The sequence below is a fragment of the Campylobacter concisus UNSWCS genome, from assembly GCF_000466685.1.
Classification (GTDB): domain Bacteria; phylum Campylobacterota; class Campylobacteria; order Campylobacterales; family Campylobacteraceae; genus Campylobacter_A; species Campylobacter_A concisus_A.
Genome location: NZ_ANNG01000041.1, coordinates 1 through 22,039 on the forward strand (window position 1 = coordinate 1; position 22,039 = coordinate 22,039).

General features: G+C 41.0%; 28 protein-coding genes. 26 read left to right on the plus strand and 2 right to left on the minus strand.

Annotation, left to right across the window (positions count from 1 at the left end):
* The first annotated feature begins 359 nt into the window (after positions 1-359).
* Positions 360-1,550, plus strand: coding sequence for a NifS family cysteine desulfurase (locus UNSWCS_RS08875; protein ID WP_021083761.1), 1,191 nt, complete (start codon positions 360-362; stop codon positions 1,548-1,550).
* Positions 1,551-1,566: 16 nt separating this feature from the next.
* Positions 1,567-2,559: an iron-sulfur cluster assembly scaffold protein NifU gene (locus UNSWCS_RS08880; protein WP_004318029.1), complete on the plus strand. Its 993-nt coding sequence runs from the start codon at positions 1,567-1,569 to the stop codon at positions 2,557-2,559.
* Between the two features lie 76 nt (positions 2,560-2,635).
* Here the strand turns inward: UNSWCS_RS08880 and miaA are convergent, their stop codons facing one another.
* Together miaA and UNSWCS_RS08890 are read right to left on the minus strand one after the other, a co-directional pair.
* A complete protein-coding gene (gene miaA / locus UNSWCS_RS08885; RefSeq protein ID WP_021088220.1) occupies positions 2,636-3,511 on the minus strand; it encodes a tRNA (adenosine(37)-N6)-dimethylallyltransferase MiaA in 876 nt (291 codons plus the stop codon).
* A 2-nt stretch (positions 3,512-3,513) separates the two neighbouring features.
* Positions 3,514-4,728 carry an FAD-dependent oxidoreductase gene (locus UNSWCS_RS08890; protein WP_021088236.1) on the minus strand — a complete coding sequence of 405 codons (1,215 nt, stop codon included), beginning with the start codon at positions 4,726-4,728 and terminating at the stop codon, positions 3,514-3,516.
* Between the two features lie 102 nt (positions 4,729-4,830).
* On the opposite strand from UNSWCS_RS08890, the gene mqnP reads away from it, so the two are divergent.
* The 24 genes from mqnP to UNSWCS_RS09005 all read left to right on the plus strand — a co-directional run bounded on the left by mqnP (position 4,831) and on the right by UNSWCS_RS09005 (position 21,961).
* Positions 4,831-5,691 (plus strand): menaquinone biosynthesis prenyltransferase MqnP, encoded by an 861-nt coding sequence (mqnP, locus tag UNSWCS_RS08895; protein WP_021088230.1) that lies wholly within the window; start codon positions 4,831-4,833, stop codon positions 5,689-5,691.
* Positions 5,688-6,209, plus strand: coding sequence for a hypothetical protein (locus UNSWCS_RS08900; RefSeq protein ID WP_021088232.1), 522 nt, complete (start codon positions 5,688-5,690; stop codon positions 6,207-6,209). Before mqnP ends, UNSWCS_RS08900 begins: the two co-directional genes overlap by 4 nt.
* 9 nt (positions 6,210-6,218) lie before the next feature.
* A complete protein-coding gene (locus tag UNSWCS_RS08905) occupies positions 6,219-6,725 on the plus strand; it encodes a DUF6115 domain-containing protein (RefSeq protein WP_004318037.1) in 507 nt (168 codons plus the stop codon).
* Between the two features lie 133 nt (positions 6,726-6,858).
* Complete coding sequence (moaA, locus tag UNSWCS_RS08910; protein ID WP_021088228.1) at positions 6,859-7,827, plus strand: GTP 3',8-cyclase MoaA; 969 nt, start codon at positions 6,859-6,861, stop codon at positions 7,825-7,827.
* Complete coding sequence (locus UNSWCS_RS08915) at positions 7,827-8,582, plus strand: 7-carboxy-7-deazaguanine synthase QueE (RefSeq protein ID WP_021088224.1); 756 nt, start codon at positions 7,827-7,829, stop codon at positions 8,580-8,582. Before moaA ends, UNSWCS_RS08915 begins: the two co-directional genes overlap by 1 nt.
* Positions 8,582-9,163 (plus strand): 6-pyruvoyl trahydropterin synthase family protein, encoded by a 582-nt coding sequence (locus UNSWCS_RS08920; RefSeq protein WP_021088239.1) that lies wholly within the window; start codon positions 8,582-8,584, stop codon positions 9,161-9,163. The genes UNSWCS_RS08915 and UNSWCS_RS08920 overlap by 1 nt, the downstream gene beginning before the upstream one ends.
* On the plus strand, positions 9,163-9,366 hold the full coding sequence (locus tag UNSWCS_RS08925; protein ID WP_009295012.1) for a hypothetical protein: 204 nt from the start codon (positions 9,163-9,165) through the stop codon (positions 9,364-9,366). Before UNSWCS_RS08920 ends, UNSWCS_RS08925 begins: the two co-directional genes overlap by 1 nt.
* Complete coding sequence (locus tag UNSWCS_RS08930; RefSeq protein WP_021088221.1) at positions 9,363-9,764, plus strand: hypothetical protein; 402 nt, start codon at positions 9,363-9,365, stop codon at positions 9,762-9,764. The genes UNSWCS_RS08925 and UNSWCS_RS08930 overlap by 4 nt, the downstream gene beginning before the upstream one ends.
* Positions 9,765-10,421, plus strand: a complete 657-nt coding sequence (locus tag UNSWCS_RS08935) for a 16S rRNA (uracil(1498)-N(3))-methyltransferase (RefSeq protein WP_021088227.1) — start codon at positions 9,765-9,767, stop codon at positions 10,419-10,421.
* An 81-nt stretch (positions 10,422-10,502) separates the two neighbouring features.
* Positions 10,503-10,703 (plus strand): 50S ribosomal protein L31, encoded by a 201-nt coding sequence (rpmE, locus tag UNSWCS_RS08940; protein ID WP_009295018.1) that lies wholly within the window; start codon positions 10,503-10,505, stop codon positions 10,701-10,703.
* 3 nt (positions 10,704-10,706) lie between these two features.
* Positions 10,707-11,522, plus strand: a complete 816-nt coding sequence (gene rsmI / locus UNSWCS_RS08945; protein ID WP_021088222.1) for a 16S rRNA (cytidine(1402)-2'-O)-methyltransferase — start codon at positions 10,707-10,709, stop codon at positions 11,520-11,522.
* Positions 11,523-11,622: 100 nt separating this feature from the next.
* Positions 11,623-12,303: a 23S rRNA (guanosine(2251)-2'-O)-methyltransferase RlmB gene (rlmB, locus tag UNSWCS_RS08950; RefSeq protein WP_021088231.1), complete on the plus strand. Its 681-nt coding sequence runs from the start codon at positions 11,623-11,625 to the stop codon at positions 12,301-12,303.
* Positions 12,296-13,237, plus strand: a complete 942-nt coding sequence (locus UNSWCS_RS08955) for a membrane protein (RefSeq protein WP_021088229.1) — start codon at positions 12,296-12,298, stop codon at positions 13,235-13,237. The genes rlmB and UNSWCS_RS08955 overlap by 8 nt, the downstream gene beginning before the upstream one ends.
* Entirely contained in the window at positions 13,231-14,013 is a 783-nt protein-coding gene (locus UNSWCS_RS08960; protein ID WP_021088237.1) for a hypothetical protein, read from the plus strand. Before UNSWCS_RS08955 ends, UNSWCS_RS08960 begins: the two co-directional genes overlap by 7 nt.
* A 9-nt stretch (positions 14,014-14,022) precedes the next feature.
* Complete coding sequence (locus tag UNSWCS_RS08965) at positions 14,023-15,231, plus strand: LL-diaminopimelate aminotransferase (RefSeq protein WP_021088240.1); 1,209 nt, start codon at positions 14,023-14,025, stop codon at positions 15,229-15,231.
* Complete coding sequence (locus tag UNSWCS_RS08970) at positions 15,228-16,490, plus strand: homoserine dehydrogenase (protein ID WP_021088233.1); 1,263 nt, start codon at positions 15,228-15,230, stop codon at positions 16,488-16,490. The genes UNSWCS_RS08965 and UNSWCS_RS08970 overlap by 4 nt, the downstream gene beginning before the upstream one ends.
* Before the next feature lies 1 nt (position 16,491).
* Positions 16,492-16,833, plus strand: a complete 342-nt coding sequence (locus UNSWCS_RS08975) for a YraN family protein (RefSeq protein WP_004317970.1) — start codon at positions 16,492-16,494, stop codon at positions 16,831-16,833.
* Between the two features lie 73 nt (positions 16,834-16,906).
* On the plus strand, positions 16,907-17,221 hold the full coding sequence (trxA, locus tag UNSWCS_RS08980; RefSeq protein WP_012001054.1) for a thioredoxin: 315 nt from the start codon (positions 16,907-16,909) through the stop codon (positions 17,219-17,221).
* Positions 17,221-17,667, plus strand: coding sequence for a hypothetical protein (locus tag UNSWCS_RS08985; protein WP_004318021.1), 447 nt, complete (start codon positions 17,221-17,223; stop codon positions 17,665-17,667). The genes trxA and UNSWCS_RS08985 overlap by 1 nt, the downstream gene beginning before the upstream one ends.
* Before the next feature lie 9 nt (positions 17,668-17,676).
* The gene (locus tag UNSWCS_RS08990) at positions 17,677-18,615 is read left to right on the plus strand and encodes an NAD(P)/FAD-dependent oxidoreductase (RefSeq protein WP_021088238.1); all 939 of its coding nucleotides are present in this window, start codon (positions 17,677-17,679) and stop codon (positions 18,613-18,615) included.
* A gap of 318 nt (positions 18,616-18,933) precedes the next feature.
* A complete protein-coding gene (gene dapB, locus UNSWCS_RS08995) occupies positions 18,934-19,704 on the plus strand; it encodes a 4-hydroxy-tetrahydrodipicolinate reductase (protein WP_021088225.1) in 771 nt (256 codons plus the stop codon).
* A gap of 131 nt (positions 19,705-19,835) precedes the next feature.
* Entirely contained in the window at positions 19,836-19,961 is a 126-nt protein-coding gene (locus UNSWCS_RS12670; protein WP_021088223.1) for a hypothetical protein, read from the plus strand.
* A gap of 3 nt (positions 19,962-19,964) precedes the next feature.
* Positions 19,965-21,302 (plus strand): amidophosphoribosyltransferase, encoded by a 1,338-nt coding sequence (gene purF / locus UNSWCS_RS09000; protein ID WP_021088235.1) that lies wholly within the window; start codon positions 19,965-19,967, stop codon positions 21,300-21,302.
* Complete coding sequence (locus tag UNSWCS_RS09005) at positions 21,299-21,961, plus strand: hypothetical protein (protein WP_021088226.1); 663 nt, start codon at positions 21,299-21,301, stop codon at positions 21,959-21,961. Before purF ends, UNSWCS_RS09005 begins: the two co-directional genes overlap by 4 nt.
* Positions 21,962-22,039 lie beyond the last annotated feature (78 nt).

Consider the following 22,039-nt stretch of genomic DNA (forward strand, 5'->3'; position numbering starts at 1 on the left):
AAAATAATTTAGTGACATTATAAAGGATATAATCTTAATCTAATATTAAAATATAATGAGAAAAAAGAATTTTTATACAAAATACCTTACTTTTAAGCAATCAGATTTTTAATATAAAAAGTTTTTTGTTCCTTAAGAAAAAGAATTAATATTAAGAGTAAAATAGGCTCTTTTAGGCGAAATTTCGCAAATGGCGTATCTGCCAAATATTGATAAAGAATTTCAATATTTTTTACTATCAAAATGAGCCAAATATTGAAAAAACTAAAGCATTTTTTTAAACTTGCTTTTAACTTTTTTGTTATAATATCCCATCAAAAATAAAAGGGATATTTTTTATCCGAATTAAGGTTTTAAATTTGAGAGTATATTTAGACAATAACGCCACAACGATGGTTGATCCAGAAGCTTTTGAACTTATGAAGCCGTTTTTTTGCGAAAAATACGGCAATCCAAACTCACTTCACAAATTTGGCTCAGAAACCCACCCAGCGCTAAGAACAGCGCTAGATCAGCTCTACGCCGGACTAAATGCAAAAGATAGCGATGACATCGTCGTTACCTCTTGCGCAACCGAGAGCAACAACTGGGTTGTAAAAGGCATCTACTTCGACAAGATCGCAACTGGCGAGAAAAAACGCATCGTCACCACCGCAGTCGAGCATCCAGCCATTTTGGCAACTTGTAAATTCCTAGAAAAATATGGCGTGGATCTTACGGTCTTAGACGTAAATAGCGATGGCATCGTCACTCCAGACCAGCTAAGAGCCGTCATGGACGAAAATGTCGCACTTGTCGCCATAATGAGCGCAAACAACGAAACTGGCATGATCTTTCCTATAAAAGAGCTTGCCAAAGTCGCTCACGAATACGGCGCTTTATTTCACACCGATGCCGTGCAAGCAGTTGGCAAGATAAAGATAGATGTTCAAGACCTAGACGTTGATTTTCTAAGCTTTTCAGCTCATAAATTTCACGGACCAAAGGGCGTTGGAGCGCTATTTATAAAAAATAGCATGCCACTAAGCAGCTTGCTTCACGGCGGCGAGCACATGGGCGGACGCAGAAGCGGCACGCTTGATGTGCCAGGCATCGTCGGCATGGGCAAGGCGCTTGAGCTAGCAAATAAATTTATGGATTACGAGCACTCACACGTTCGCCGTTTGCGTGACAAGCTAGAAGACGCACTACTGCAAATTCCTGACGTTAGCGTCGTTGGTAAAAAAGAGCAGCGCGTGCCAAACACCATCCTGGCTTCTATCAAAGGTGTCGAGGGTGAGGCTATGCTTTGGGACCTAAATAGAGCTGGCATAGCAGCATCTACCGGCTCTGCCTGTGCGAGCGAGACGCTAGAGAGCAACCCTATCATGGAGGCTATCGGCGCTGACAAAGAGCTAGCCCACACCGCACTTAGACTCTCACTTTCTAGGTTTAACACAGAAGAAGAGATCGACTACGCGATAGAGCAGATAACAAAGGCTGTAAATAGGCTAAGAGGCATCTCAAGCACATTTGCATACGCCCCAGAGTGGCATAAGAGTGGATTATAAAATTTAAAGGAAAAACATGGCAAAAAATAACTTAATCGGAGGCTCTATCTGGGATGAATACTCAAAGGTAGTGCAAGATAGGATGAACAATCCCAAATTCATGGGCGAACTCACCGAAGAAGATGCCAAAAAAGCAAACGCAAAACTTATCATAGCTGACTTTGGCGCGGAAAGCTGCGGCGATGCAGTCAGGCTTTACTGGCTCGTTGATGAGAAAACTGACAAGATAATAGACGCTAAATTTAAAAGCTTTGGCTGTGGCACGGCTATAGCTAGCTCTGATACGATGGCTGAGCTTTGCATCGGTAAAACGGTCGATGAAGCGGTTAAGATCACAAATTTAGATGTAGAAAGAGCTATGCGCGACAACCCAGACACCCCAGCTGTGCCACCTCAAAAGATGCACTGCTCAGTTATGGCGTATGACGTTATCAAGGCAGCTGCTGCAAGCTACAAGGGTATAGACCCAGAGCACTTTGAAGATGAGATCATCGTTTGCGAGTGCGCTAGAGTGAGTCTTGGCACGATCAAAGAGGTGATAAGACTAAACGACCTTCATACGGTTGAGGAGATCACACAATACACCAAAGCAGGCGCATTTTGTAAATCATGCGTTAGACCTGGCGGACACGAGAAAAAGGACTACTACCTTGTTGATATCTTGCGCGATACTAGGGCTGAGATGGAGCAAGAGAGGCTCGAAGCTCAGGCAAATGCTCAAGCAAACAACACGCTTAGCGATGTTAGCTTTGAGAGCATGACGATGGTTGGCCAGCTAAAAGCGATCGAGTCGATCATCGATAAAGAGATCCGCCCGATGCTTATGATGGATGGCGGAAATTTAGAGATCATAGATATCAGAAACGACAACGGCGAAAATATCGACGTTTATATCCGCTATCTTGGCGCTTGCTCAGGCTGTTCAAGCGGCTCGACTGGCACGCTTTATGCGATAGAAAATGTCTTACAAGAGAGCCTAAGCCCAAAAATCAGGGTCATGCCTATATAAATTTATCGAACGGCTTCTTTTGGAGCTGTTCGCCCCCCCCCTGCTAAATTAAATTTATCACCTAGACAATTTAAATTTAACCTTTTAAAAATTTCAAAATTTCACTTCTAGTCTGCACCAAGTCGCCAACAAATTTCTTCTCAAACTGCGATCGGTTAAAGGTTCTCTGACGCTTAGCAAGCTGGGCTGTATGCGTGGCGATGAGCGTTTCTAGCTCACTTTTTGAAATTTCACCCTCTAAAAACTGCTTGCACTCCTTTAGACCTATCGATTTTAAAGGTTTTGGCTCGCTTTTATACTTCTCAAATAAAAACTTCGCCTCATCTATCAATCCCTCATCTAGCATATTTTTCGTTCGCTTTGCTATGCGGGCTCTAAGTTCCTCTTTATCCCACAAAATTTCAAATATCGCAAGCTCTTTTATGACGCTCTCTTTGGTATTTTGCTTTAGCCAAACGCTTGGAATTTGGCCGCTAAATTTATAAATTTGATACCATTTTTCGAGGCGATAAGAGTCATTTTGGCTAAATTTGCCTGCGAACTCAGGGTCGTTTTGTAAAGCTAGCTCGTAAATTTCCTCGTTACTTAAATTTAGCTCGCATTTTGGCACATCTGGCGCAAGACCGCTAAGCATCGCCTTTAGATAAAAGCCGCTTCCACCTGTGATGATGAGCAAGCGCTCTTGCGAGCGAGCAAATTCCTTTGCATTTTTGTAAATTTCAAAAAATGCCCCAACGCTAAAATCCTCATCAGGGTAAATTTCATCCACTCCAAAGTGCCTCACAGCCCCAAGCTGCCAGGGCTTTGGCTTTGCGCTAGCGATATCTATCTCTTTATAAAGCGCAAGCGAGTCAAGGCTTAAGATGACGCCACTAAATTCCTTTGCCAGCTCAAAGGCTAGATCGCTCTTGCCGCTTGCCGTGGTGCCAATTAGTGCTAGCTCGCCAAACAAGCTTAGCCCTCGTAAAGTGAGCTAAAAAGTAAAATTTCATCACTTTGCTCGTTGCTTTTGCCCTCTTTTATAAGATCAGCCAAAACGCCTGCAAAGTGCGGTGCAAAGCTTAGTTCATTTAGCCCATACGCTTGGTTATAGAGTAAATTTTGATAGGTCTCATCACGTCCAAGAGCTGGCTTGTCGTTTGAGCTAAGAAGCACGAAATTTGCCCTAAAACTAGGCTCTTTTAGCTCGCTTATGCCAAGGTGTCTTTTTAGCTCGTTTAAAAATGCGTTGATCTTTTCTGTTTTTACGAGCGTATCGATCGCGCCCACTTGTAAATTTGTGATGATCGTGACGCCATTTTTGTTTGGGTAAATTTTGGCAAACATATCATTTAAAATGATAGGTTTTTTAGGGATTTGACCCTCGCTTAGCACAAGGTCTATCGTGTAAAATTTAGCCAAGATGGCGCTTAAATTTGTTCCAAGCTTGCTTGAAAGCTCCAAATTTCTACTCGCCACGACAAAGCTATCAGCCTCGTACTCACCAGCCCTGCCAACAGCCTTTTGCACGGCTTGCCCCTGCGTTTTTAGCTCGTAAATTTCATCATTTATAAACTGCGCTCCAAGCTCATTTAGCTCGCTAACAAGTGCGTTTTGTAGCTCTTTAACATCGATGCTCGCGTTTTTAGCTAAATTTAGCGCACCTTTTATATTTTTATTTATCAGGCCAAAATTTGCTAGCTCACTATCCACGCTTAAAATTTCTTGCTCGCTATCAGCGACCCTTGTCTCATCAAGCCTCTTTTTAAAGCTCTCGTCCTCGCTAAAGATGAGATAAACGCCACTCTCATCAAAATTTATCTGCGGATATTTTTCGTTTAGCTCTTTTAAAATTTCAAAGCTCTTTTGTCCAAATTTTTTAAACAAAATTCTCATCTTTTTATCGTGAGCCTTTGTTGATTTAAGCGTAAAATTCGCCATCCAAGCCCTAAAATTTTCATTTAGGCAAAGTGCTATATCAAGCTCGCTTTTTTTACTAACAAGCCCCAAAAATGAGCTAGATATCGCTCCATCTCTTGCAAGTGCTGGGGTGTTAAATGGGGTTAAAATTCCGCTTTCAAACTCATCTTTTTGGTTACTAATAACTAAAATTTCCTCGCCATTTTTAGCTAGCTCAAGCGCCGTAAATAACGCACTAAAACCATCTCCGATAATCGCTATTTTACTCATCATAACCCTTCATTTTAAATTACTCTCGCAATGATAATATAAATTTAGATTTAAAGCAAAATGGTGTAAAATCAGACACTTTTTAAAAAGATGGAAATTTATATGATCAAAAAGCTAAAAGATATCGCAGAACTCATCGTTTTTAAGCACTCGGTTTTTGCCCTGCCATTTATCTTTGTGGCGATGATAGTTGCGAGCAAGATAGAAAATGGCTCGGCTTGGTTTGGCTTTAAACTGCTTATTTTAGGCACTCTTTGCGCGGTCAGCGCTAGAAATTTCGCCATGGCGTTTAACAGATACCAAGACGAAGACATCGACAAGCTAAACCCACGCACCGCAAGCCGTCCAAGCGTGGATGGACGCATCGGCAAGGGCAATATGCAGCTTTTCATCGTAGCAAACGCGCTTATATTTATCATCTGCGCTTATTTTGTAAATTCGCTCGCATTTTGGCTAAGCTTCCCCATACTTGCCGTGCTTGGCGGATACTCGCTGTTTAAGAGATTTAGCGAGCTAGCGCACTTGGTGCTAGGCCTTAGTCTTGGACTTGCTCCGATCGCTGGAGTGGTCGCAGTGAGCGCTGCCATACCGCTTTGGAGCGTGCTACTTTGCCTTGGTGTGACATTTTGGGTGGCTGGATTTGACCTGCTCTACTCGCTTCAAGATATTAAATTTGACCAAGAGAACAAGCTCTTTAGCATACCAGCCATTTATGGCGACAAGGCGACACTATTTTTATCAGCCATTTTTCACGCTCTAGCTTTTATACTTTGGCTACTTTTTGCTTGGGCGGCTGGGCTTGGAGCGATGGCATTTTTTGGCATTGTGGCAAGTGGCGTGATATTATTTTTCGAGCATAGGATCGTAAGGCGCGACTTTAGCAAGATAGATCGGGCATTTTTTACACTAAATGGCTACTTGGGAATTTTATTTTTCATCTTTGTTTGGATCAGTGTATTATGAGCGAAGTAAGGCTTTTTAAAGCGCCTCTTAGCATGGTTTATGAGTGCGACAGAAGCGGGGATGAGAAATTTTTAAGAGAATTTAACTCTATCTTGCCAGGCGACGAAGATGCGCTTGGAGCGTGGCTAAAGCGATCTAAATCACGCGGCGAGACCAAAGAGAGCGACCAAGTCTTGCTAACGCTTGTCATCGAGCTTCATAGAAAGATCGATGCGCTTAGTGATTATATAAAAAATGAGCACAAGCAATACTTGCCGCTAAAAGAGAGCGCAGATATCGATGAGATCGGCTTTACACATATAAAAATAAGCGAAGATAAATTTAAAAAAGATGAAATTTACTACGCAAGGATTATGATGCCTATCTTTCCAAAGAGAAATTTGAGCCTTTATCTAAGGGCGCAGGATGAGAGGCTAGCAAAGATAGAGAACATGCACGAAGAGGACGAGGCCGACTGGAACGCTTACGTGACGGCTAGAGAGCGTGTGATGATAAGAGAGCTTAGAGCGAATTCGTAAAGGAAAAATATGGAAATTTACATTTTTTTAGGTTTTGGCATCGTTTTAGCGATAATAATAGCTTTGATATTTATAAAAGATAGCGAGACAAATAAGAAATTTACAAGATATGAGCGTGCCATAGAGAGCGCCATACAAGAAAACTATAATCTCAAAAAACAGCTAGCCGCACTGGCAAGCTTTAAGCCTGATGATGACGAGCAGCTAAAAGATGTAAAAGATGAGCTAAAAGAGCAGATAAATGAGCAGATAAATGAAAAAATCGTGCCGATAATTCGCGCTATAAAGAGCATCGAGCGAGTGATAGATGACTTTGCAAACGAGCAAAAAGATAGGATGTTTAACCTTGAGGAGCGAACAAGAGATATCAATAAAATCGCCCCAAGCGTCATCAACGAAGAAGAGCAGATCCTAAAGATGTTTAAAGATGGCAAAAGCGCAGCCATGATCGCTAAAGATCTTCACGTGGGTATGGGGCGAGTTGAGTTTGTGCTTAAATTTCATAAATTAGCCTAAATTTGGACTAATTTTAAAAGACAAAACTACTCTTAAACTACAAAAATTAGCTTAAATTTTTATTTAAATTTAAATCTTTTAACATATAATTGAAAATTAAAAAAGCTCTAACCAAGCTTAAAAAAGGTGCTTTATGCTAATAGATAAATATGGTCGGGTTGTTGATTATTTAAGAATTTCTGTGACGCAGCGTTGCAATTTTAGATGTAGATATTGCATGCCTACGACGCCATTTAGTTGGACACCAAAAGAGAATTTACTGACATTTGAAGAGCTATTTTTATTTGTAAAAGTAGCTATCGACGAAGGCGTGACAAAGATCAGGATCACAGGTGGCGAGCCACTCGTGCGCAAGGATCTGGACGTCTTTATAAAGATGATAAGCGATTATAAGCCAGACATCGATCTAGCACTTACGACAAATGGCTTTATGCTGCCACACTTTGCCAAAAGGCTAAAGGACGCTGGACTAAAGCGCATAAATATGTCGCTTGATACGCTAAATGAGCAAAAGGCTAAATTTATCGCTCAAAAGAGCGTCTTACACGAGGTTTTGGCTGGCTTTGAGGCAGCACTTGATGTTGGGCTAAAGGTGAAGATAAACACAGTCGCACTAAAAGGCTTTAACGACGATGAGCTAGTAAATTTGCTTGAGTTTGCTAAATTTAGAAACTCTCAGATCAGATTTATCGAATATATGGAAAATTCGCACGCAAAAGAGGATCTAAAAGGGCTAAAAAGCGATGAAATTTTAAATATCATCTCGCAAAAATATAACGTCACAAAAGATGAAAAATTGCCAAACGCACCTGCGTCTATTTATAGGCTTGATGACGGCTATAAATTTGGCATCATAGACCCCCACAAACACGACTTTTGCGAGAGCTGTAACCGCATCAGGCTAAGTGCTGAGGGGCTTTTGATACCTTGCCTTTATTTTGAAGATGCGCTAAGTATCAAAAAAGCAGTTGCAAATGGCGACATCGTCGCAGCAAGCGAGATCTTAAGGCAAGTGCTAGCCAACAAGCCAAAAGAGAACAAATGGGCACTAGGAGCTGAAAATGAAACCTCTTCAAGGGCCTTTTACCAAACTGGTGGTTGATGAGCAAAGAGCTAGAATTAGTTGAGGCATTTTTAAGCATCCAAGGCGAGGGCGCTTATCAGGGCAGGCTCGCTGTGTTTTTACGCTTTTTGGGCTGCAACCTAAACTGCTCTGGCTTTGGCGTAAAGACAAGGTCTTTAAAAACAGATGAAGAGCTTTTGGGATGCGATAGCATAAGAGCCGTTTTTAAGGGACATTTTCACCACAAAAGATATAGCGCAGATGAAATTTTAAGCCTAGTTTATGGGCTTTGTAAAGGCTTAGAGCAAAAGCCGATCATAGTTTTAACAGGCGGCGAGCCACTCATCTGGCATCAAAATGAAAATTTTATAAATTTGGTAAGAAATTTGCTTATAAATTACGAGGTGCATTTTGAGACAAATGGCACGATCTTGGTTGATTTTGATAAATTTGAAATTTATAAAAACTGCCATTTTGCACTTGGCGTAAAGCTAGCAAATAGCGGAGTTAGCGAGCAAAAACGCATAAATTTAGATGCCATTTTAGCTATCAAAGATAACGCAAAAAGCAGCTTTTTAAAATTTGTCCTCTCGCGCTTTGATAAAAGCGAGCTGGATGAAATTTTATATATAAAAAACAGAGTAAATTTGCCAGTTTGGTGCATGGCAATGGGCGCAAATCGGGACGAGCTAAGCAAAAATGCTCTAAAAACAGCGCAATTTGCCATAAAGCATGGATTTAACTACTCAGAGCGTATCCACATCAGGCTTTGGGGCGACAAAGAGGGTGTTTGATGATTATTAGAAAACTTTTTAGATTTGAAAATGCGCATATCGTGAGATTTTGTAGCTCAAAGCGCTGCAGGACGAGCATCCACGGTCACAGTTATGTAGCAGAGATTTTACTTAGCTCAAATTTCTTAGATAACGCTGGCATGGTCTATGACTTTGGGCTGATGAAGCAAAACATAAAGACGATCATCGATAGCTTTGACCACGCTACGACCATATATTCAGGCGATAGTGACGAATACAAAAACGACCTTAAAAAGCACTCTGCAAGGTGGGTCGAGATCCCGCTAAATCCCAGCGCAGAGCAGTTTTGCCGCATATTTTTTGTAATGATCGAGCGGCTGCTTGAACTTAGCGTGATGAACAACGGCGAGCGCGAGGTGAAGCTTCATAGCGTCATCGTCCATGAGACCGACACTGGCTATGCGCAGTGCTTCAAAGAGGACGCGATAAACCCGCAAATGGGCGAGATAAGGCTTAGTGATATAAAATTTTCAGAGGCTATTATAGACGAGTGGGAAGATAAAAATTTGCTTGAAAAGATGATAAATAAAATAAAAATAGAAAATCCAAAGGACGTTTAATGAAAAAATTTATAACCTCTTTTTTGCTTATAGCTGGCGTATTTTTGGGATGTGGAGATAAAGAAGAGGCCAAAAGCGACGTTAGTGAGCCAGTCCCTAGTGATGTTACGATAGCTCAGCCTGATGCGAATGTAACTATCGACGAGCAGCTGCCACCTGAGCCAGTCGTCGAAGAAAATGAGCCTCCTAAAGAGAAGAAATGAACGAACACTTAGGCTCGCTTTATGCTTATACTTTGCCATTTCACATGACATTTTTTTATGCACTACTTGCTTTAGCGGTGCTTTATCTAGCGCTTACTCAGTTTGGAGTGAGGAGCAAAAACTACGTGCTTCATATAAGGTATTTTTTACCTATTTATCATATGCTGCTTAGCTTTTTAGTGCTAACTGGGCTTATTTTGTGGGCATATTATAGTTACGAGCCAAAATTTAACGCCATAAAAATGCTTCTTATCTTGATAGCCTTAATCGCACTTAGCGCCGTTGGGTATAAAAGGCTAAAGAGATATGCCGTTGCTGGCGAGCTAGAGAAATTTAAAAAATTTGCCCTTATTAAAGGCATTTGCGACATTATTTTGATCATCATAGCAGGGATTTAGATGAAATTTTTATATGATAAAAACGCTGGCGAAGAGCGCTTAAAGATAGTAAATGAGGCCTTTTTGCACCTAAAAGCTAGAAGGGTTGAAGCAGGAGAGCGCATAAGTGTTAGAAATTTACGCGACGATAAAGAGTACATCTACGAGATCGATGAGGTAGAGCGCAGAAGCGCAAATTTAAGCCTTGTCTTTGCCAGCCTAAACTGCGAGCATAAATTTGACTTTACCATCGCTTGGGCGGTCGTTGATCCAAAGACGATCGAAAAGGCGCTACCATTTTTAAATGAGCTTGGCGTTGGCAAGATCGCCTTTGTCTATACTAAATTTTCTCAGGCAAATTTCAAGATCGACCTTGAAAAGCTAAACTATATAAATGCGCTTTCATGCGAGCAATGCGGACGAACATCGCTAATGGAGTTTGAAATTTATAAAAATTTAGACGAGCTAATGAGCGTTTATGAAAATGTCTCAGCTATAAATTTTGGCGGCAAAAATTTAAATGAAAAAAGAGATAATGAGATATTAATAATCGGTCCAGAGGGCGGATTTAGCGAGGATGAGATGGCTAAATTTAAAAATAGCTACGGCCTAAATACAAAAAATATCTTAAGATCACAAACCGCAGTCATATCTGTGGCGGCAAAATTTCTTGCCTAATTTATTTGATTTTTAGATTAGTTTTTATATAATCAGCAACTTTTAAGGTAACAAATAGCCCAAAATAATAAAGGAAAGATGATGAAAAAAGAGATCCATCCAGAGTATGTAGATTGCACCGTAACTTGCGCGTGTGGCAACACTTTTAAGACAAAGTCAAACAAAAGCGAAATCAGAATTGACATTTGCGACAAATGCCACCCATTTTTCACAGGTAGCGAAAAGATAGTTGATAGCGCTGGCCGTGTTGAGAAATTTAAGAAAAAATACGCTCAAAAATAAGCCTTGCTCTACTTTATTCCTACTCCAATAGGAAATTTAGAAGATATCTCGCTTCGCGCGATCAAAATTTTGCGTGAATGCGAGATAGCTATCTGCGAAGATACAAGAGTTTGTAAAAGCCTTGTAAATCTACTAAACGAACGCTTTGACGCAAACATAAACATCTCAAATTTTATCCCACTTCACACACACAACGAAGATGAATTTTTTGCAAATTTAAGTGATGAAATTTTGAGCAAAAATATAGCTTACATGAGCGACGCTGGCATGCCAGGTATAAGCGATCCAGGCGTTAGCCTAGTAAGATACGCTCAAAAAAATGATATCAAATACGAAATTTTAAGCGGAGCAAATGCTGCACTTTTAAGCGTGGTTGCAAGCGGATTTTGCGATAAAGAGTTTGTTTTCTTAGGATTTTTACCAAACACCGGCAGAGAAAGAGTTTTAGCTATACAAAACGCTCTAAATTTAGCCTATCCAGCCGTGATCTATGAAAGCCCAAAACGCGTATTAAGCTTAGTGCAAAGCATCGCAAATTTAGAGCCAGAGAGAGAAATCTTTGCCATAAAAGAGGCCACCAAAAAATTTGAGACCAAATTTAAAGATACAGCAAAAAATTTAGCCCAAATTTTAGAAAAAGCAAATTTAAACGGCGAGTGGGCGGTAGTCATCTCAAAAAGTGCAAATGCGTCCACTCAAAACATCACAAAAGATGAGATTATCTCGCTTGATATCGCCCCAAAAGCAAAGGCAAAACTGCTTAGCAAAATAACTGGCGAAGATGTCAAAAAGATATACGACGAGCTCATAAAAGCGTAAATTTAAAAGCTCAAATTCTCTCAAAAAGTTTCAAAAATTCACTTAAATTTAGAAGCAAAATAAGTTAAATTTTACTTGACTTTAGCTACCATAAGCAACCATGATAATATACGGAAAACAGCTATTTTTACATATTTTGAACAAGCGCCCACAGATCCTAGAAGAGATCTACCTCTCAAAAGAGTGTGATAAAAAACTCTTCTCAAAAATTTGCGGCACAGGCAAGAAGATCATCCGCGTGGATAATCAAAAAGCTCAATCTATGGCGCATGGCGGCAACCATCAAGGCTTCTTAGCAAGCGTTAGTGAGTTTGAGTTTTCAGACTTTAGCGAGCTCAAAAAGCTAAATTTCATCGTCGTGCTTTATGGCATAAGTGACGTCGGAAACATCGGCGCTATCACCAGAAGTGCTTATGCTCTAGGCTGCGAAGGGTTAGTTGTCGTTACAAAAAGTGTAAATATGCAAGGCGTTTTAAGGTCAAGTAGCGGTGCTGCTTACGAGATACCAATAGCCATTTTTGAAGACGGGCTTAGCCTGCTAAACGAGCTAAAACAGTGTGGTTTTAGGCTCTACGCGACGGCAAGCAACGGCAAAAATATAAAAGAGATGAAATTTGCTGGCAAAAGGGCTTTGGTGATGGGCTCAGAGGGCGAAGGCATACCGCAAAAAGCTCTGGCAAAGTGCGATGAGTGCGTCGGTATCAAGCTAAAAGACGGCTGGGACTCCCTAAATGTAAGTGCAGCTTTTGCGATAATTTGTGATAGGATGATAGATGAATGAACTAGAAAATTTAAAAGAGATAGGCATAAAGGAAATTTCGCGTAAAACGCACATTGAACCCACATTTTTACAATACATTTTTGACAAAAATTTTGAAAAATTATCACGCTTAAACATCAAAGGTTACGCCAAAATTTTACAGCGTGAGTATGGCGTCGATCTTAGCGAACTTCTAGCCGAATATGACGCATTTATGCAAGAAAACATGCCTGATGAGAGCAAAAAAACAAAAGTTAGCCCAAAAATTTCTTCTTACACACCTGAAGATGTCTCGATCCAAAGGCAAAGTAGCGGTGGCGGGGCTGGATTTTTCTTCTGGATCATCATTTTAGCTATCATCGCTGGCGGCGCTTACTACTTTGACGCTTACAAATACGTCCAAAATTTTATCGCAAGCTTAAATGAAGATAACACAAGCGTGAGCTACTCGCAATCAAGTATCGTCAATGAAGTGAAGAAAAACATAATCGACACAAACGTAACGATCTCTCAAAACACTCCAAAGATCGATGCAAACGCTTCAAGTATGAAAATTTCAGCTCCAGCTGAGCAAAACGTGACTGTAAATCCTGCTAGCGTTGATCAAAATGCCCTAAAACCTAGCATGGCAGCCCAGCCAGCTCCAAAAGTAGAACAAAACGTGACAAAACCGCTAAATGAAGCGATCATCACGCCAAAACAACGCGTTTGGATAGGCATCATCAACCTTGAAAATGGCCAAAAAACATCAAGCGATACAAGCAAAAGTGTCAATATAAATTTAGACCAAAGACAGCTAGTCGTTTGCGGAAATGGCAACATCGAGCTTAAGATCGGCGATAAAGTGACAAAGTATAACCCAAGCCGTCCAGCTAGATTTTTAGTAGAAAATGGTGATATGAAATTTTTAACTTATGACGAGTTTGTCGAGATGAATAAGGGCAAATCTTGGTAAAAAAACTAGCCATATTTCTTCTTTTTAGCGTTTTTTCATACGCTTTTGATCTAAATAGCAGCGCAAACGCACTAAGCAGCGGAAAAGATCTGCAAATTTCTTTAGAAAATTTAGACACTAACGGCTCGCTAAACGTTGGCGAGCTAGTCTCAAGGCTAAAGCAAAGCTCGAACTACGATGCTCTCTCATTTAGCTCAAATAGCTTAAATTTAAAATTTATAAGCACGCAAAAAGTCCCCTCAGCACTATTTGTAAAATCGATAAATTTAGCTCTTGAAGATGCAAATATAAGCGTCGCAAGGGTAAATTCTCTAAAAAATGGCAGTGAAATTTCTTATGGAATTTTAGCTCTAAAAAGTGGCGGCATAGATCCAAATTTGCTAAATTTCACGCTTAGTAAAAGCGGCTTTAAGATAATGGGATTTGATAGGCTTGATGGAAATTTAGCGCTTTATTTGGATGCTAAAAATATGAGCCTTGATGCGTCAAAAGTAAATTTTAACGAAGAGACCCCACTTGTAAAGAGTGGTGGCGTCTATATCGTCGATGTAGCAGGCGCAAGTAGCCTAAATATCATCTCAAACGAGCCAAACAAATGGGTGCCACTTGTTAGAATTTATGATAAAAATTTAAACCAAATCGATCTAAAAAGAGAAAACGAGATAAAAACTAACTACACCATAAATTTAGCTAACTACGCAAAATATGCGTTAATTAGCGATAATAACGACATAACTAACATTAAAAACGAGATAATTATCAAGCTTATAAAATAGGAGCAAACAGTGTTTGATGAGATAAGATTTAATACAATTGAGCGTTTGCCAAACTACGTTTTTGCCGAAGTAAATGCTATAAAAATGGCAGCACGCAGAGCTGGCGAGGATATCATCGACTTTTCTATGGGCAACCCAGAGGGCAGAACACCACAGCACATCGTCGATAAACTATGCGAAAGCGCGCAAAAAGACAAGACCCACGGCTACTCAGCCAGTGCTGGAATTTATAAGCTCCGCCTTGCCATTTGCAACTGGTATAAGAGAAAATACGGCGTAAATTTAGACCCAGAAACTGAAGCAGTAGCCACAATGGGTAGCAAAGAGGGCTTTGTCCACCTAGCTCAAGCCGTGATAAACCCAGGCGACGTGGCTATCGTGCCTGACCCTGCATATCCGATACACACGCAGGCGTTTTTATTTGCTGGCGGAAGTGTCGCAAAGATGCCGCTTCACTACAATGATAAATTTGAGCTAGATGAGAATAAATTTTTTGAAAACTTAATCCAGACGATACACGCAAGCTCGCCAAAACCAAAATATGTAGTCGTAAATTTCCCTCACAATCCAACAACCGTGACCGTGCAAAAGAGCTTTTACGAGCGCCTTGTAAGTATCGCAAAGCAAGAGAGATTTTACATCATCTCAGATATCGCCTACGCTGATCTTACCTTTGATGGCTACAAAACTCCAAGCATCTTTGAAGTAGAAGACGCAAAAGATGTCGCAGTCGAGTGCTACACTCTCTCAAAAAGCTACAACATGGCTGGCTGGAGAGTTGGCTTCATGTGTGGAAACAAAAGACTTTGCGCCGCACTTAAAAAGATAAAATCATGGGTTGATTACGGCATGTTTACGCCTATTCAAGTCTCTGCCACGGTCGCACTTGACGGCGATCAAAGCTGCGTTGAAGATATACGCCAAATTTATGAAAAAAGAAGGGATGTGATGATAGAGGCCTTCGCTCAAGCTGGTTGGGAGCTTAAAAAGCCAAATGCTAGCATGTTTATCTGGGCGAAACTTCCACCAAAGGTGAGCCACTTAGGCAGCCTTGAGTTTTCAAAGCAGCTTCTTACAAAGGCTTCAGTTGCAGTTAGTCCGGGCATCGGTTTTGGCGAGGGCGGAAACGACTATGTGCGCCTTGCCCTTATCGAAAACGAAAACAGGATAAGACAAGCAGCAAGAAATATAAAAAAATATTTGAAAGAATTTGAATGAATGTAGCGATTTTAGGCGTTGGAACCGTTGGCGAGTCGGTTGCAAAAATTTTACTAAAAAACAAAAAGCTAATCGCAGCAAGATGTGGCGAAGAGATAGTGCCAGTCATCGGTGTGGTTAGAAATTTAAATAAAAAAAGAGACGCTGGCATCCCTTTGACTGATGATATAAATAGCGTCATAAACCGCGATGATATCGACGTTTTTGTCGAGCTTATGGGCGGAGTTGAAGAGCCTTTTAGAGTGGTGAGCGAAATTTTAAAGCGCAAAAAAGCAGTCGTCACCGCAAACAAAGCGCTTCTTGCCTATCACAGATATGCTTTGCAAAATTTAGCCAAAAACACACCATTTGGCTTTGAAGCAAGCGTGGCTGGTGGCATACCGATCATCAGAGCCTTAAGAGAGGGGCTTAGCGCCAACCACATCTTAAGTATAAATGGCATACTAAACGGCACCAGCAACTACATCCTAACCTCGATGATGAATGAAGGCTCAAATTTCAAAGACGCGCTTAAAAAGGCACAAGAGCTTGGATACGCTGAGGCCGATCCTACCTTTGACGTGGGTGGCTTTGACACGGCTCACAAGCTTCTCATCCTTGCAAGCATCGCATACGGCGTGCACGGCGATCCAGAGGATATCTTGATCGAGGGGATACAAGGCATCACGCCAGAGGATATATTTTTCGCAAAAGACTTTGAGTACTCGATCAAGCTTCTAGCCATCGCCAAAAAAAGCGAGGGCAATGTCGAGCTACGCGTGCATCCAGCGCTTGTACCACAAAATAAAATGATAGCAAAGGCAAGCGGTGTGACAAATGCGATAAGCGTCGTTGGCGAGGTCGTTGGCGAGACTATGTACTATGGCCCAGGAGCTGGTGGCGACGCGACAGCAAGCGCAGTCATCAGTGATCTCATCGACATCGCAAGAGACAGCAAGTCGCCTATGCTTGGATACAAAGCGCCATTTGAGCTAAACACCTTAGAGCTTCTTGACCGCGACAGGATAAAGACGAAGTATTACTTTAGACTAAAAGTCGAAGACAAAATGGGCGTGCTAGCAAAGATAACAAATTTAATGAGCGAAAACAATCTCTCGATCGATAGCTTGCTGCAAAAGCCAAAAGATGAGAGCGAGTATGCCGTGCTATTTTTCACGACGCACACGAGCTTGGAGGCTGATGCGAAGCGAACGATGGAGCTTTTAAAAGAGCAAGAGTATATAAAAGAAGAGCCATTTATGATGAGGATCGAGGAGTAGTTTGGGGCTAAAAGAATACCTCTTTGGTAAGAGCTCCGAAGATAGGGCTTGCGAGTTTTTGCGTAAGCTTGGTTTTGTCATTTTAGAGAGAAATTTCCACTCTAAATTTGGCGAGATCGACATCATCGCACTAAGCAGTGATAAAATTTTACACTTCATAGAGGTTAAAGCAACTAGCGGAGGATATGAAGCGGAGTATAGGCTAAACAAGGCAAAATATATGAAAATTTTAAAAACAATAAATTTTTATATGATGAAAAATGAGCCAAACAGGGACTATCAGCTTGATCTGCTTGTTGTTAAAAATGAAAATTTTGAGCTGATAGAAAATATTAGTTTATAATAAAATTTATTATTTAGCTAAAATTTAAATTTGATTTTGTATAATTGCCACATCTTGAAAATAAGGAGAACAAATGGGAAAATACATCGAACTCACAAAAGAAAATTTTGATGTAACAAAAGAAGGCGTTGCTCTAGTAGATTTCTGGGCTCCATGGTGCGGACCTTGCCGTATGCTAGCTCCAGTGATCGAAGAGCTTGCTGAAGACTTCGACGGCAAAGCGAAAATTTGCAAGGTAAATACTGATGAAGTGCAAGATCTTGCGGTTGAGTTTGGCATCAGATCGATCCCAACATTGCTATTTTTCAAAAATGGCGAGCTAGTTGAGCAAATGGTCGGTGCGCAGTCAAAACAAGCCCTAACTGACAAACTAAATTCGCTTCTTTAATGAGCGAAAAAAGAAGAGGAAGTCTGCTTCCTCTTACCTATATATTTGGTTCATTTTTTGGTGCAGCTATGATAGCAGCTGCATTTGCGTATAGCAACTATCGTTTTTCACAATATAAATTTGTTGATTTTGCGAAGCTAGTTTTTTACGAAAAAAGCGAGATTTTCACTCCAAAAGAGCCAAAATACACGCTTTTAATCTTTAGTTCAAATCAATCAAAATTAGACGAAATTTTACCAACCAAAAATGAAACAGTTGTGGCAATCGATATCTTTCAAAAAAGATATGAGTCAAACTCAACACTAAAATACATAAGCTCAGATATAAATACGGTCCTAGAGCTGATGCGAAATTTAAGCATCACGAAGCTTCCTAGTAGTGTTGAGATAGTTCATCAAAGGGGCGAAATTTACAAACAAAATTCGTCCATAAATGTTTTAGAATAAAGGAAATTTATGCTTGATTTAGCGATCATCGGAGGCGGTCCAGCAGGACTAAGCGCCGGACTTTACGCCACTAGAGGCGGATTAAAAAATGTTGTAATGTTTGAAAAAGGCGAGCCTGGTGGTCAGATCACCTCTAGCTCAGAGATAGAAAACTACCCAGGCCAAAAAGCCCCTGGCGAGAGTGGCTTTGACTTTATGAGCACTTGGTGGAAGCAGTGTAGCGCATTTGGACTAGTTCATAAGTGGGCAAACGTCATTGGCGTTAGAAAAAATAGTGACGGTAGCTTTGAAATTTTACTTGAAGGCGGCAAGAGCGAGCAGGCAAAGGCTGTCATCGTAGCGACTGGCTCAACCCCAAGACGTGCTGGCTTTAAAGGCGAGGACGAGTTCTTTGGCAAAGGCGTTAGCACATGCGCAACATGCGATGGCTTCTTTTACAAAAACAAAGAGGTAGCCGTTCTTGGCGGTGGCGATACAGCTGTTGAAGAGGCACTTTACCTAGCAAATATCTGCTCAAAAGTTTATCTAGTGCATAGACGTGACGAATTTAGAGCAGCGCCAACAACCGTTGAAAAAGCTAGAAAAAATGAGAAGATCGAGTTTATAACAAGTGCGACTGTAAAAGAGGCGCTTGGCGATAAAATGGGTCTAACAAAGATCGTGCTTGATACCAAAAATGGCGAGCGCGTGCTTGATGTGCCGGGCATTTTCACCTTTGTTGGACTAAATGTAAATAACGAAATTTTAAAAGATGAAAACGGCAAATTTATCTGCGAAATGGCTGACGGCGGACAGGTCAAAACTGATCTTAAGATGCAAACTAGCCTAAAAGGTCTTTTTGTAGCAGGCGACATCAGAGAGGACGCTCCAAAACAAGTCATCGTAGCAGCAGGTGACGGCGCAGTGGCGGCACTTAGCGCTATGAGCTACATAGAAAGCTTGCATTAATACTCAAATTTAGCCAAATTTTTGGCTAAATTTCTCTTTTAAAATAAACCATTTTTAGCAAAATTTATATTTTAAAAATGCTTGGTTTTTAGGCTAATCAGAACACTTTTTCAAAATTTACATTAAGAAAATAACTCTAAGATGTAGTGCAATAGCCTTTTTGGCACAAAACAGGCAAAAGTGGGTGCGTCTAATAATTACCAAAATGATAATTTTTAATTAAATTCCAGCCTCAAATAACTATTTTCAAAAGCCATTTCGTAATCTCTCTATAATAAATTTTATGTTAAATTTCAACCAAAAATCAAAGGATAAATTTTGGTAAAAATAGGACTTTACGGCGCTAGCGGCAAGATGGCTCAAAGTATCATATCTTGTTTAAAAGATGAAAAAGACGCCACTTTAAGCGTCGCTTTTAGCCAAAAAAATGATGTTGAAAATTTAAGCAGTGAGCTTTTGACAAACGACTTTGCTAAATTTTTTGAAGCGTGCGACGTCATCATCGACTTTAGCCAAAAAGAGGCGACCGTAGCACTTCTAAACTACGCTAGAACCAACCCAAAACCACTAGTTATCGGCACGACTGGACTAAATGACGACGAGAAAAACTTGCTTCACCTAGCATCAGGCACTATGCCAATACTCTACGCAACAAACATGAGTCTAGGCGTAGCAGTGTTAAACCGCATAGCAAGGATAACTTCGAAAGTTTTAAGAGAATTTGATATAGAGATCGTCGAGCAACATCACAGACACAAAAAGGACGCTCCAAGTGGCACTGCGATGACCTTGGCTGGCTGCGTGGCAGAGGCAAGGGATCTAAATTTAAAAGATATTTTAGTAACTGGCAGAGCTGGCATGGTGGGCGCAAGAAGCAAAGATGAGATCGCAGTTATGGCGCTTCGTGGCGGCGACGTGGTCGGTCGTCACACGGTTGGCTTTTATAATGACGGCGAATTTATCGAGCTAAATCACACGGCAACTAGTAGAGCGACCTTTTCAAAAGGTGCCATTAAGGCTGCTATCTGGCTAAAAGATCAAAGCAGCGGCCTATACTCGATAGACGATAGTTTGGGGCTTGATGATTAAATTTAAGCTTGATGATATAAAGAGCTACAAGCTAGAATTTGGCGATAAATTCTACCTGTCAGAGCGCAAAAATCGTCAAAATTTAAGAGCTAATGAGTTTGATCTGAGATGATAAAATTTAGTTTTAGCGCATGTGGATTGTTATAAATGGTGCAAATAACGGCAAATGTGCCAGAATTTTGGATAATATGCTGCTCAGGCGTTGGCTATTAAATTTAACTGCAAAGATGAAATTTAAAAAGATGAAAAGAGGATAAAAGATGTGTGCGATAGTTGGTATCATAAATTCTAAGGATGCGGCGAAAACAGCGTATTATGCGCTATTTTCTATGCAGCACCGCGGTCAAGAGGCAAGTGGCATCAGCGTCTGTAACGACGGCGAAATTTCCACTCACAAGGGCAATGGCCTAGTCACTGAGGTCTTTAACGAAGAGATCTTAAGCTCACTAAAAGGCGACATGGCGATCGGCCACAACCGCTACGCAACAGCTGGCAAAAACTCAGGCCGTGACGCCCAGCCAATAGCCGCCAACTACGCCCTAGGTCAAATCTCAATCGTTCACAACGGAAATTTGGTCAATAAAGACGAGGTTAGAGACGAGCTTATCAAAGATGGCGCGATATTTCAGACAAATATGGACACCGAAAACATCATCCACCTCATCGCAAGAAACCACGACGAACACCTACAAGATCGCATCATCGCAGCGCTTGATAAGATAAAAGGCGCTTACTGCTTGCTCGTGCAGTCACGTCACAAGACCTTTGCCATCAGAGACCGCTGGGGAGTTAGGCCACTAAGCCTTGGCAGGCTAAAGGACGGCGGATATATCGTAGCTAGCGAGACTTGCGCGTTTGACCTTGTGGGAGCGATATTTATGAGAGATGTTAGACCTGGCGAGATGATAGTTTTTGAGCATGGCAAGAGCGAGTTTCAAAGCTTGCAAATTTTCGAGCCAGAGCCTAGAGTTTGCGCCTTTGAATACATCTACTTTGCGCGCCCAGATAGCGTCATAGAGAGCAAAAGCGTCTATGAAGTGAGAAAAAAGATGGGCGAGGTGCTTGCTAGAAAGAGCAAGGTAAAGGCTGACTTTGTAGTGCCTGTGCCAGATAGCGGCGTGCCAGCAGCGCTTGGATACGCAAACGAGAGCAAAATTCCATTTGAGCTAGCCATTACTAGAAATCACTATGTGGGCAGAACCTTTATCGAGCCAAGCCAAGAGATGAGAAATTTAAAGGTCAAACTAAAACTAAATCCTATGTCGAGCGTTCTAGAGGGCAAAAGTATCGTAGTGATCGATGATAGCATCGTTCGTGGCACTACTTCTAAAAAGGTGGTCGATCTCTTAAGACACGCAGGAGCGAAAGAAATTCACTTCAGAGTTGCGTGCCCTGAGCTCAAGTATCCTGAGCGATACGGCATCGACACACCAAGCTTTGAGGAGCTAATAAGTGCCAAAAAAAGCGTCGAAGAGGTCAGAGAGTACATCGGAGCTGATAGCTTGGAGTTTTTGAGCATCGATGAGCTTAAAGAGAGCATCGGCAACGAGAGAAAGTACTCGCTTGTAAGCTTTGATGGTGATTACTTCATAAAATGAGAAATTTAGTAGTTTTGCTGCTAGCAATACTCTTTTTTGCAGGCTGCTCGCAAAAGACGCCTAGCAAAAAGGATGAAATTTCCATCATGGTGAGCTACTTTGAGCTAAATGGCAAAAAGCAGCAACTACTAATCAAAAGCATGCCAAGCTTAGCTGATAAAAATGCCAGCGTGCCATTTTTTGGCATGGTAAATTTTCTTGATCAAAACAAAACTACAAGTGCTTATTCTCTCGTAAATGGCGTTATAAACGTCATAGAAGCTGATAGCGCCTCTATAAATTTAAACAAAGCTAGTGACGTTTTTGCTCTTAAAAAATCTAGCGAGATAAGGTTTTACGAGATAAGACCTGACGTGGTTGAGAGTGTTAAATTTAGCTCGCAAAACGGCGTTTGCGGTGAGTTTTTGGCTCAAAAGCCAGTTTTTGTAAATGCGGCTACAAACTACTACTTAAGAGATGATAGCTTTTTTGCAAGTTTTATCGAGGCAAAATTTGTTTATAAAAAGGGCGCAAAGATCCTAAAAAAGGAGTTTGCTTATAGCATATCTGAGCCCAAGATCCTAGAAGAAGCTAAAGAATTCACACAAAAACCAAACCAGCTTTTCTTAAATGATATGCAAAAGCTTGGCAGACTGCTTGACATACTCTGCACCTATTAGCGAGCACTCAGACATTAAATTTATACTTTTTAATGGGTCAGCACCCTTTTAAAATTTATTTTAAGTATGGGGGGGGGG